Origin of the sequence: Desulfobulbus propionicus DSM 2032 (genome assembly GCF_000186885.1) — a bacterium.
Lineage (GTDB): Bacteria > Desulfobacterota > Desulfobulbia > Desulfobulbales > Desulfobulbaceae > Desulfobulbus > Desulfobulbus propionicus.
The window spans coordinates 3741608-3753721 of record NC_014972.1; the positions used below are offsets into that span (position 1 = coordinate 3741608).

Annotated in this window: 6 protein-coding genes; 1 reads left to right on the top strand and 5 read right to left on the bottom strand. The window is 64.9% G+C overall.

Going from position 1 to position 12114, the window contains the following annotated elements; genetic code table 11:
- Positions 1-48: 48 nt before the first annotated feature.
- Positions 49-1494 carry a pyruvate kinase gene (pyk, locus tag DESPR_RS16335; protein WP_015725907.1) on the bottom strand — a complete coding sequence of 482 codons (1446 nt, stop codon included), beginning with the start codon at positions 1492-1494 and terminating at the stop codon, positions 49-51.
- Positions 1495-1547: 53 nt separating this feature from the next.
- Positions 1548-1961 carry an acyl-CoA thioesterase gene (locus DESPR_RS18650; protein WP_015725908.1) on the bottom strand — a complete coding sequence of 138 codons (414 nt, stop codon included), beginning with the start codon at positions 1959-1961 and terminating at the stop codon, positions 1548-1550.
- 229 nt (positions 1962-2190) lie between these two features.
- Between DESPR_RS18650 and radA the strand changes: the two genes are divergently transcribed.
- Positions 2191-3558, top strand: a complete 1368-nt coding sequence (gene radA / locus DESPR_RS16345) for a DNA repair protein RadA (protein WP_015725909.1) — start codon at positions 2191-2193, stop codon at positions 3556-3558.
- A gap of 81 nt (positions 3559-3639) precedes the next feature.
- Here the strand turns inward: radA and DESPR_RS16350 are convergent, their stop codons facing one another.
- From DESPR_RS16350 to DESPR_RS16360, 3 genes are read right to left on the bottom strand one after another with little or no spacing between them, the layout of a single operon-like run.
- Positions 3640-7764: an eCIS core domain-containing protein gene (locus DESPR_RS16350; protein ID WP_015725910.1), complete on the bottom strand. Its 4125-nt coding sequence runs from the start codon at positions 7762-7764 to the stop codon at positions 3640-3642.
- Between the two features lie 17 nt (positions 7765-7781).
- The gene (locus DESPR_RS17570; RefSeq protein ID WP_015725911.1) at positions 7782-8948 is read right to left on the bottom strand and encodes an eCIS core domain-containing protein; all 1167 of its coding nucleotides are present in this window, start codon (positions 8946-8948) and stop codon (positions 7782-7784) included.
- Positions 8949-8984: 36 nt separating this feature from the next.
- Complete coding sequence (locus DESPR_RS16360) at positions 8985-12113, bottom strand: DUF6519 domain-containing protein (protein WP_015725912.1); 3129 nt, start codon at positions 12111-12113, stop codon at positions 8985-8987.
- Position 12114: the final 1 nt, after the last annotated feature.

Below are 12114 nucleotides of genomic sequence, written 5' to 3' on the forward strand. Positions count from 1 at the left end.
TTTGACGGCAAGAAACTGGGCACAGGGCGGCACACGCACGGCGCTCTCTCAACGGATCTCGCGGAGATCGATAATCTCCATCTTGTGGTTCCGGTGCGGGTTTTCGGGTGACGGCCCTTCAGTCTGGATGATGCAGCTTCCCTTGAGATTGTATTTCAAGGCGTAATCACGGGCAAAATCGGTCCAGTCCGCCGGGTGATTGATCTCGTAGAGGGGAAAGACCCCGTAGGAAAAGAGCAATTCCCGGCAGGTCTTCTTGTTGGCACTCACCGCCAGAACCCAAGTGGGCAGCTTGTAGCGCGACAACCGCCGGGCGGTGAGGCCGCTGTCCGTGGGCGCGAGGATGGCGGCCACGGTATCGTTGTGGCTGACGATGGCATTGACGCTGGAGGCGATGTAATCCACCTCCCGAATCTCGGTATACACCGGGTGTTCGGGCATCTTGCGGTAACTGTGGCGGGTGCGGTGCGGTTCGGTGGCCACGGCGATCTGCATCAGCATGCGCACCGCCTCCAGTGGATAACGGCCCATGGCCGACTCCTCGGAGAGCATCACACAGTCGGTGCCGTCGAGAATGGCGTTGGCCACGTCGGTGGCCTCGGCCCGGGTCGGTCTGCGGTTGTTGGTCATGGATTCGAGCATCTGGGTGGCGGTGATGACCGGCTTGCCGAACAGGTTGGCGCGGGAGGTGATCAGCTTCTGCATGATGGCGATCTCCTCGATCGGCAGTTCCACCCCGAGATCGCCCCGGGCCACCATCACGCCGTCCGCCTCGTCCAGGATCTGGTCGATCTTCTCCAGGATCGAGGCGCGCTCGATCTTGGCAATGACAAAGGGCTGGTAACCCATTGCGGCCGCCGCCTCGCGCACCGCGCGGATGTCGGCGGCATCGTTGACAAAGGACTGGCTGATGGCGTCCACCCCGTTCTCCAGGGCAAAACGCATGCAATTCCGATCGTGCTCGGTGAAGGCGGAGATGCCCAGATCGATCCCCGGCAGGTTGAGGCCCTTTTTCGAGCGCAGCTTGCCGCCGACCAGCACGCGGCAATGGACCCGTTCCTCCTCGACCTCTTCCACCCGCACCTGAATCAAGCCGTCATTGATGAACAACACATCACCGGGCCGCACCGCCTGGGGCAGTTCCTTGAGGGTCACCGAAACCATCGATCGATTGCCCGCCACCTCTTCGGTGGTCAGGGTGAAACAGTCGCCGATGACCAGCTCGACCGGTTCCACGGCCAGGGTACCGATGCGGATCTTGGGTCCGGGCAGATCGGCCATGATCGCCACCGGCCGGCTGACCCGCTCCGCTGCCTGGCGAATGCGGCGAATCACCTCGCCGTGCACCCGGAAATCGCCGTGGGAGAAATTGAGCCGGGCAATATTCATCCCGGCCTCGAGCATTTTCTCCAGCATCTCCGGCGAATCCGAGGCCGGACCGATGGTGCAGACCAGTTTGGTTTTACAGGCGGGCAGAATGGGCGTGTTGTACATGGCGTCTCCGTGTAAACAATGGATGGAATACAAATCAACCAGAAGCAGACGAATCAAAACCGCTGGGTCAAGTCGCCCAGCGACTGGTCCATGGAGGCGCGCAGCCGTTCCTCGATGGGGCTGGCATTGCCCTGGGCATCGATCTTGACATAAACCATCCGAGTCGAGCAGACCAGTTCCTCAAGATCTTTTTCAAAGTCAAAGCGCCGCGCCTCGACGTCGATGGTCAGCGAGGTGGTGCCGACCTTGTATACCCGGGCGTAGATGCGCACATGGTGACTGATCTTGACCGGCCGCCGGAACAGGACCTCTTCCATCTTGAGGGTTACCATGTTGGGGGCGCGGCAGAGATAGCCGGCAAAGGCCGCCCCGGCCTCGTCCAACCAGGACAGCAAGGTGCCGCCGAAGAGGTTGCCGTTGAGGCCGATTTCGCTGGCCCGACAGATTTTGGTGGCCACATAGTGCATGGCGAACTCCTTGCTGCCGCCAGAAGATGGAGCGCGGCAGGAAGGCGCCTCGTCTTCGGGTCGGCAAACGGGTCGTGATCGATGGAAGAAGAGCCCGGGCGAACGTCTTGCGCCGCCTGGCGGGCCGGGGTATAAGGCTACGATAAGAAAGCTCTGAAAAATTTCACGGAAAAACAGGCAGGCCCTCCGGTCTTTTCCACCCATCCATCCTCTTTCTCGCATAACGCGCATGGCCACCCCGAAAAAAGACACCCTGCTCTTCGTCTGCGGCCAGTGCGGTTTTGAAAGCCGCAAATGGCTGGGACGCTGCCCCGACTGCGGCGCCTGGGACAGCCTGGGCGAACAGCAAAAACCGCTCGTCCTCCGCCCCGGCCGCAAGGCGGCGACAGCCCAGCCGCTGGCGGCTGCCGGGGAGGAAGAGACCGCCCGCCTGGTGACCAGCATCGGTGAGATGGATCGGGTGCTCGGCGGCGGCATCGTGCCCGGCTCCCTGGTGCTGATCGGCGGCGATCCGGGCATCGGCAAGTCGACCCTGATCCTGCAGCTGCTCTCGTCGCTGGCGGCCAAGGGGCTCAAGGTGCTCTACGTCACCGGCGAGGAATCGGTGCGCCAGATCCGCATGCGGGCCAACCGCCTCAACATCGAGGATCCGGCGATTTCCGTGTCCACCGAGAACTGCGTCGAGGCCATTGTCGATCTGGCCGGGACCATGCAACCGGCCCTGCTGGCGGTGGATTCGATCCAGACGGTGTATAGCGAGGAGGTCGGGTCGGCGCCCGGCTCGGTCACCCAGGTGCGCGAGGCCACGGCCAGGCTGCTGGCCCTGGCCAAATCGAGCCATCTGCCGATTCTGCTGGTCGGCCACGTGACCAAGGACGGGGCCATCGCCGGTCCGCGGGTACTGGAGCATATGGTCGATACGGTGCTCTATTTCGAAGGGGATCGCGGCCAGGTGTTCCGTATTCTACGGACGGTGAAGAACCGGTTCGGCTCGACCAACGAGATCGGGGTGTTCGAGATGCAGGAGAGCGGCTTGGTCGGGGTGGACAACCCCTCGGCCCTGTTCCTCGCCGAGCGGCCGGTCAATGTGCCGGGGTCGGTGGTGTTGCCCAGCGTCGAGGGCACGCGGCCAATCCTGGTCGAGGTCCAGGCCCTGGTCAGTCGCTCCAGTCTGGGCACGGCCCGGCGTACCGCCATCGGCGCCGATCCGCAGCGGCTGGCCCTGCTCACCGCCGTGCTGGAAAAAAAGCTCGGGGTGACGCTGTTTGATCACGACATCTTTCTCAACATCGCCGGCGGCATCCGCATCATCGAGCCGGCCCTGGACCTGGGGGTGGTGGCGGCCCTGCTGTCCAGTTTTCTTGAGAAACCGATCGATCCCGGGACCGTGGTCTGCGGCGAGGTCGGCCTGGCCGGCGAGGTCCGGGCCGTGGGCCAGATGGAGATGCGGCTGCGCGAGGCCGGCCGGCTTGGCTTCAAGACCTTTCTCATGCCGGAATCCTCGACGCGCCAACTGCAGTCCAAGGCCAGGGAAGGATTGCACCTCCTGCCGGTGCGGACGGTGGCGGAGTTGGCCGACAGCCTGTTTCGCGCCTGATCGACCCTCGGCATCCGCCCCCCTGCTCCTCCCGATGTTCCGCGAGGAGAGGTTCCCGCTGCAACCGCGCCAGCAGTCCGATCACCGCCGGTAGATGCGCACCTCGATCCCGGGTGTGCTCTGCATCTGATTCCAGCGGCCATCGGCGATATGGACCTTGGCCCGGATCTCGTCACGGGAGCGGAACGGCCGTTCCCGAAGAATGGCATCGGCGAGTTCCTCACCGATGCCGGAAAGGCCGATCAGTTCGGCGCGGGACATCTCGTTGAGATACACCACCCGTTTGGGGATGGCCCGGGTGGCGTAATGGTCGAGCTGGGTATCGATTTCATTGTCCACCGTATGCCGTGCCACGCTGGAACCGGCGGCCCCCGAGGACAGCACCTCGTGGGCCGCGCAGTCAAGGGCGACCGGAATGGCCTGCTCGCCTTCGATGATGTCGGCCTTGTCCTCGGCATCGGGATTGCCCAGGGCACGCAGGTAGGTGATGTCCGCCTGCCGCGACGGCTGCCCGTAACGGGCCGTGACCACAAAATTGACGGTTTTCAGGTTGCGCGCCTGGGCCTGGGCCGCTGTCGGCGTACTGTAGGCCCCCTCGGTGCCGTTCACCGCCAATTTGACGAATTTTTCGAACCGGTTTTTATGGTCGCTGTTGGCGGCCTGGGTCAGCGGAGTAAGGTTGTCCCAGGTGTTGCCCGGACCGCCGAGATTGTCGTTGAGCAGATGCCCCTTGATGTAGTAGACCCCTTCCCCCTGCTTGCGTTTGCTGATCTTGCCCCACAGGGGATTGCCCATGTCGCCGGAAGAGGGGGAACTGCCATTGGCATGGATCGGGGTCAGACGCATGACGCTGGCCGAGCCGCCGAAGCCGTTCACTCTGCCGCCGTACACCGGTGGAGTGGAAGCGGTGATATCGACCGGCATGAACCGTGCCGTGGCATCGGCAAGACGGGCCAGCAGACCGTCAATGATGTCGGCGTGGTTGGTGGTGGCGGCCGGACCTCCTCCGGGTCCCGGGGTGGGGTTGTCGGTGCTGGCGGTGACGATGGCGGCATCCAATTCGGTGGCGACCTGGACAGCCTGCTGCTTGTCACCCTGCTTGTCCGGCGGCACCTCGACCGTGCGAAGGAAATCCTGATACGGTGTCGGCGCGGAAGCCATCATCACCCTGGCAGAGCGGCCGCTGCCCTGAATATAGAGGCTGTGCCGTCCGCCGCCCGCCTGAAACTCGCGTCGTGCCCGCCACCAGTCCCGGAGACGGGCCACGCCCCGCCGAACCGCCGCCGTGCCCCGCCGCACCATGGCGATCACCGCCCGCCCCAACCGCAGGGCCCGGTCGATCAGCCAGTCGACCGCTCCGGTCACCCGCTCCCTGAGCCCACCGAGAATCTCCCGCAGCCGCTGCGACAGTCGGCCCAGACCGGCCTGGTTGGCGAGAAAACCGATGGCGATCGGCAGGGCGCTTGCCAGGGCGCTCTCGACAAAACCGGCCGCCTCGCCGATGGCGCCCCGGGCGATGCCGCCGATGCCGTCCAGCACCCGGGAGACGATCTCCAGCATCTGCCGCAGGTACTGCATGAACGACTCGATGGCCCGATAGATGGCGATCAGGGTATTGATCACCGGCATGATGCCGGTGACGTCGAGCAGGGAGAGCAGCCAGCGACTGGCCCAGCCGATCACCCGCTCGGTGATGAAGCCGGTCACGCCCTGCACGACCGTGTCCCACAGGTTGGACAACCGCTCGCTCACCTCCCGCCACAGCCCGGCCGGGCCGTCATTGATCAGGGTGGCGACAAACGACCACACCCCGGTGGCGATCTCCAGCATCGAGCGCAGCCGGGCAACGATGGCCGGATCGATGCGCCGTTCCAGGCGGGCAAAGATGGTGTCCCGGGTCAAACCAAGGACATCGAGGACAAAGCCCAGGACCGAGCGCAGGGAAAAGTCGGCCGGCGGGTTGATGCCCGCCTCGCGCACGGTGGCGAACAGCCAGTTGGTGAAGCCGGCCAGCAGATGGGTGCCGATATTGCCGAAGAAGCGGGTGAACCCGGCCCCCATGGCGCGCAGCAGGTTGGCGAGAAACCCGAGCGGATCGGTGAGGATGGCGCCAATGGCGCCGGCGGCCTTAGCCAAAATCTGCACCACCAGTTGCGCCGGCACATTGAAAATGCGCAGCACCGCCTGGAAAAAGGCCCAGGCCGCAGCGGCGAGGTCACCGTCGACAAAGATGCGGCGCAGGATGCCCAGCGCGGTCTGCTGCACCCGGGGCCAGAGCTCGGGGTCGGAGAAGAACTGACCGAACACCGGAATCCGGGCCAGGATCTGGTTCTTGATGAAATTTTCCACCGGCTCGCGGATGCAGCGCGGCACCCGCTGCCAGATCGAATTGAGCACCAACAGCGGCAGCTGCAACAGGTCGCCAAAGATGGTGATCACCTTGCGCACCGTGTCCAGCACCAGTTCCAGAAAGGGGGTGAGCGCATCGAAGCCCTGCACCAGCCAGGTGAACAGCACCGCCACCTTGTCGCGCGCCCAGGCGAGCAGGCTGGTGATTCCCTCTTCCAGCCAGGTGAAGGCCCCGGCCAGCCAGGACAGCAAATCGCTGGCCCGCAAGCGCCCGATTAGACCACTGACCAAGGCGCCGACCCCGGCGATCCGTTCGCCCAGCCACTGGCCGGCGCCGACAATGATCCGCCGCACCGTGGCGATGATGTTCTGCACCGACGGCAGCACCGAGGCCAGGGTGTCGCGTGCCGCCGGTACCCCGTCGCCGCCGTCCATGCCCGAGGCGGCGGTGTCCAGTTCGCCTGAAAGCTGCTGGGCTTGCTCGCCCATCTCGCGGACAAAGGCGGGTGGAATCAGTTCGGCCACCCGTCCGGCAAACTCAGCCACCGGCTGCCACACCGGCCGCGTTTGCGTTTTGACCCAATCCCAGGCCTCGCCCGCCTTGCGGCTGATCCAGCCGAGCACCCCGCCCTGGCTGCCGGTGCTGTCCTCACCCTCGGAGGAGCCGAACAGCAGGTCCTTGAACCAGTTCCATACCCGCGCGGCTGCCTCGCGCACCGGCCGGATCCATTCCCAGAAACGGCGACCCAGATCCTGAATCCCTTCCCAGACCGCGCCGCCAAATTCGCGCAGCCACTGCACCGCCGGGGCACCGAAGTTGGCCCACAGGTCGCGGAAGAAATCCCCCACCGGCTGGAGGAACTCGGTCAACTTGTTCCAGGCCACGCCGGCGGTCTCGACCACAAAGGTCTTCATGTCGTTGATGGCGGCCATCAATGGCTCGCACCGGCCCGAGGCCAGGCCGCTGGCGATGGCGGCGGCGCGCTCCACCAGGCCGGCGAAGAAATCGATCAGCTGGCGCGGCCCGTCAAAGGGCACCAGGGCCCGCAGGGTGCCGATGAACCCGTCCCAGGCCCGGGCCACCTGGCGGCCGAGCCAGGTGAGGATGCCCTCGTCGACGATGGCGCGCACGGTGCGGGCAAATTCGGGGGAAATGGTTTCCAAGAGCCGCCAGCCGAACTCGCGGATCTTGTCCACCGCCCAATCGGCAATGTCGCCCAGGGTCTCGACCGCGCCATGGTAGAGATCGCTCCAGAAGCCGCGCCGCACCGGCTGCTGTTCGACACTGCTGGTCTCGCCGCGTTGCTGGGCCACATGGGCCAGTTCGTGGGCAAGGAGAAAACGGCCGGCAGCGGTTTCGGGTTGATAGTATCCCCGGTTGAAGGCGATATGGTCGCCGATGGTGAAGGCTTGAGCGTACAGGGTTTCGTTGAGCCTGATGGCGCGCGGATCGGTATGCAGGCGGATCGCGCCCAGATCCATGCCGAAACGGGCCTCCATGTCGGTGCGCAACGGCGGCGGCAGGGGATCGCCGCCACTTTGCAGGGCCGTGATCTCGCGCTCGATGGATTCGGGCAGGGATTGTTCTTCTTCGGGAGGATGATGCACCCCCTCGTGATCCCCCGAGGGTGAGAGGGCGCACCGGATCGCCGCACGGTTGACGGAGGCGGTTGCAGTCCCACTGGCCTCCCCGGCCGCCGCCATCTTCCGGCCTAGGGCTTTGGCGGCAATGCGGTCGGCCTGCTGCTCGGCCTCGTCATGCGCGGCGCCCAGCTTGAGTTTGGGCCGCACGCCGGCGGGCACACGGACCGGCGGCCTATGGGCCGGCTGTTTCTGGACGAGCGCGGCGGTCAGCATGGCGCCCGATCACCCCCTCAGGTCCGATAACCGAAAAAGTAGTACAGCAGAACGCCGCACCAGGCGCGGGTAAACTCGGTTTTGCCGTTGTCGTTCCAGAAATTGGCCATGATATCGGTTTCATAACCCGGTAGATCGATACTGCCGAGCGAGGGCACGTCGATATACTTGTCGTCCAGCCCCATCATGTGCCCCACTTCGTGGGCAACCACCAGCGGGGCGGCATCCGCGGCCCAGCGGCCCGTGCTCCAAGGATCGCGTCCCCAGCCGGAATATTGGACAACAGAACGAAATCCATTCTGTTCGACAAAGACCGCATTGGATTCAGGCACCATGGCCTGCATGAGTCGGCTGTCGGCAAAAAGCGGATAGGCCTTGGCCGTGACGTGGATCTTGGCGTCGATGGTCATCCCTTTGAGTTTCAGCTGCCGGTTCCACTGCTTTTCGATATCGCTCGCCCATTTCGAAGCCAGGGTGGCACTGGATCGGGAACCATACAGGCCGAGACTGAAATACAGGTCAATCCCGCTTTTTTTCACGGTGATCCGATCGATCTTCCGTTTGAGCTCCTCCCGTCCCTGTTCCTGCTGCACCACATGCGCCAGTTCATGCGCCAGCAACCGCCGCCCTTCCTGGGAATGGGGACGGTATTCCCCCGCGCCGAAATAGACCTCGCCGCCGGTGGTGAAGGCCCGGGCCGAAAGACCGGCCGCCAACCGCGCCGCCGCGTCATCGGTATGGACGCGTACCCGGCTCAGGTCGGTACCGAGTCGAGGTTCGAAAAAGGCCCGTTCGCGGCCGGGCAGCGGATGACCGCCACCGCGACCAAGCGCGAGGGGCTGGCCATCGGCAGAGGTGGCCGTTGTTCCCGGCACGGCCTTGCGGCGCACCTCTTCCTCCTGGTCGTTTTCCGCCCCGGGCCGCTGCCGCTCTTCCTCGTCGATCGGCACCGTGTCCGCCGCCTTGCGTTGGATCGGTCCATCGTGCATGGCCAGCACCCGGTCGGCAACGCTATCGGCCTCGTGCTCCAGGTGGTCATCGGTGGAACCGATGCGCAACTTGGTCTGCACCGGACTCTCGAGGGCCTCGCGCAGACTGGTGCGGTTGACCTCGATTCGGGTCGGCCGGATAACCGCCAGACGGCGGGCTCGGTGCTGCCTGCGGATATGCTGGAAGGATTTCATGGCGACCTCCTCTTTATCCTAATGAATCGTGCACGGTCAAAACGGTAGCGGCACCAGCTCGATCAGCACGTTGCCGGTCGAGGCCAACCGATTATGTCTCACCGTGCTGGCAAGCACATCATTGCTGGTGTAATTCTCAAGCAGATTGCCCGTGAAGGTGGCCCGGTCGCCGATGACCGATCCCATCCAGTCGGCATCCAAGGCGGCGCGAAACCAGGTATTGCCCTGACCGATAAAGACGGCCGCCACCACCGTGGTGCCATACCCGCTAAAGCTGTTGCCGGTCAGCATCAGCCGGGCGTAACCGTTCACCCGCTGGTTGAGCACCCGGTTGGTGCCCACCGAGCCTGGCGGCAGATTGGCCTTGATCGCCGTGATCCGGTTGTGGTCGATGTGCAGGTCCTCGCCGCCGCTGAGGACCGCGTTGCCCTCCAGGGAGAAGTTGACCACCCCCGCGTCGGGGTTGCGGTAGCCGGACACGCCGTTGGCGAGCAGCAGCCAGCCGTCGATCTCGCTCCCGGCCAGCACGCCGCCAACCTTGGCGCTTTCCAGGCGCAGGGCATAGTCGGGCTCGTAGCTGATCCAGTTGGCGACCAGATCCTCAATGGCCGCCACCGCCTCGTTGACGGTGATGCTATCGGCGGCCAGGACCTCGGACATGGTGGCGGTCGTCGGCTTGGGCGCCCGCATGGCTACCGCCTTGGGTGAGGCCACCTGCTCGAGCTTGGTCCGCCAGGTGGTGCGGATATCCTTGGGCAGGACGATGATCTGCTTCGCTACCTTGACCAGGGCCTCGTCAAAGGCGACCTTGTTGTCCAGCAGTTCCTCCTTGCTCAGACCAAGCAGGGCCTCGCTGATGACGTTGTTGCCCACCACCTCGACCCCGACCCACTCATTCCCACTTGACGAGACAACCTTCCGCTGAGCATAGAGCTGATTATTTTGCCAATCGAGACGGCAGACCGTGTTGCCCCGACCGCCGAGACTGATCATCGCCGGGCCGTTCGCCGTGGTGCTGGTGCGGGCGATACGGCAACCGGTGGTGCGGGAGAGGGCGGCCCGGATCGCCAACTGCCCGGCACGTTTGGCGAAGTCGAGCGTCAGGTTCTCCAGGATCACCTCATCGGCCTCGATACGCCAGGTGTCGCCGCCAAACAGAATGGTCACCGATTCAGGTCCCTGACCGCTGATCCGCAGGCTGCGCTTATCGGTGATCGCCGGCAGATCGCCCAACGCGTAGACGCCGCCCCGAAGGCAGAGCCACAGATCACTGGCGGTGGATTGGGCAAATTCCTCCAGCAGCACCGCCAGATGACCGGGGGAGGTCACCATGACCGCGCAGCCGCCGGCCGCCTTGTCGCACAACACCTTGAGCGCATCCTGGACCGTGACCACCGATTCGGGCAGCAGATCGCTGCACAGGCCGATGTCGCCCTTGTCGAGCGGCAGATCGCTGGCTTTGAAGTCGCACAGCAGCCGATCGAGCACCGGGGCCACATTGGCTTCACCGGCGGTCAGACCGAGCAACTGGCGTACCGAGGGCGAGCTGGCGCAGGCCGGTATGGTATAGGGCAACGAGGCGGCGTTGAGCTGGCAGAGCAGCCCATCGAGCGCGGCCTTGACCGTGAGCACGCCGTTGCTGTCCGGATCGAGCACTGCGGCCAGGCGGTTCTTGATCGACCGGGCCTCGCTGGCGCCGCAGGCGGGCAGCAGGTAGGCAATATCCTCGGCGCCGATGGCGCAAAGGGTGTCCAGGGCCTGCTGCACGTTGTCCGCGGTGCCGAACAGGCCGGAGCAGGTGTTGGTCAGGCCGATGTCCGCGGCTCTCAGATCGGTGAGCGGCGGAAAGTGCATACGGCGATGGAAGGCGTCGTCCTGGGCCTCCAGCTTGCGATTGAGCTTGATCTCGCCGAGCAGCAGGTAGTGATGGCGCACCCCGCGCGGCGGCTCGCCCTGGCTGGGCACCGCCAGATCGTCCATGGCCGGCAGGACATACTGGCCGGAGACATGCACCGCCTCGCGCACCGGGGCCAGCCAGTAGTCACCGGGCACGAACCGCTTGCCGGTGGTCTCCAGGCTCAGTTCCATCCGTTCCAGGTTGATCCGCACCAGGCCGGCGGTCAGGTTGACTCGCCCATGGCTGGTGCTGGCCACCGGACCCGCGGCCAGCGGCACGCCGCGATCCCGGCCCGCACCGAGGGCCTGGGTGGTGAGATTGATCCGCAGGTAGCCGTCCCACTGGCGCACGTATTCCTTGGGTTCGTTGGCGCCCACCGGCGTGGTGCAGGTCTCCTTGATCAGGCCGCGCACCTTCTTGGCATTGGTGACAAAGTGGTTGCCGAGCAGCCGTTCGGTATCGCGGTCAAAAAACTCCCACACCCAGTCGCCCTGGCCAAATCCGGTCGGCATCTCGGTCGCGCGGCAGGCCTCGGCCCCGTTGTCGCGCGACCATTTGAGGGTCAGCCATCCGGTGGCCGGGTCAAAATCGTGCACCTCGACCCGGAAGAGGTAGTTGCCGATGCGCTCGTCGACCTTGACCTGCGCGGCACAGGGATCGCAGCTGTCGGCGCTGGAGGAGATCAGGGTCAGTTTCAGGGTCATCAGGCCGGTGCCCTGGGGCGGGTTGTCCTCCGGATCCAGGGGATTGACCTCGTTTGCACCGCTGCTGGGACACCACTTGACCTGAAGCATGGTCTGGGTACGGGTGGCGGTATCGGCACCATGCAGGGCCGCATCCAACAGCGCGGGCTGCTCCAGCCCGGTGACCGTCCGCTCCCAGACATCGGCATAGAGGCGCAAACTCTGGCCGTTGTAATCGGCCTGGATCGGATAGTCCGGCTGCCCATTGATCGGCAGGTTGGCCGGTCCATCAAGCCGCGCCGGCACACCCTCGACGTAGAGGGTGCCCGGCTGGATGAAGAGCTTGTCCGAATCCGCCGGATCGGCGATGATCCGCAGACCGCCAACGCGCGGCGCACCACCGGCAACGGTCCCGGTGGCGGTCGTCCCGGAAATGGCATCGCGTAGGGCCGCAACCACACGGGCCTTGTCGATATCGGTCAGGGCATTCCAGTCCGCATCGGTGATCATGCGGCCCTGCTGGAGATAGACGCCGGAATAACGCTGTTCAGGCTGGAATGCGTCGCGGGAAATCTGGGTCTTCATA

Excerpts from the sequence above, each read along its gene's own strand:
- DESPR_RS18650 (WP_015725908.1), bottom strand. The coding sequence starts at position 1,961 with ATGCACTATGTGGCCACCAAAATCTGTCGGGCCAGCGAAATCGGCCTC.
- DESPR_RS17570 (WP_015725911.1), bottom strand. The coding sequence starts at position 8,948 with ATGAAATCCTTCCAGCATATCCGCAGGCAGCACCGAGCCCGCCGTCTG.
- DESPR_RS16360 (WP_015725912.1), bottom strand. The coding sequence starts at position 12,113 with ATGAAGACCCAGATTTCCCGCGACGCATTCCAGCCTGAACAGCGTTAT.
- pyk (WP_015725907.1), bottom strand. The coding sequence starts at position 1,494 with ATGTACAACACGCCCATTCTGCCCGCCTGTAAAACCAAACTGGTCTGC.
- radA (WP_015725909.1), top strand. The coding sequence starts at position 2,191 with ATGGCCACCCCGAAAAAAGACACCCTGCTCTTCGTCTGCGGCCAGTGC.
- DESPR_RS16350 (WP_015725910.1), bottom strand. The coding sequence starts at position 7,764 with ATGCTGACCGCCGCGCTCGTCCAGAAACAGCCGGCCCATAGGCCGCCG.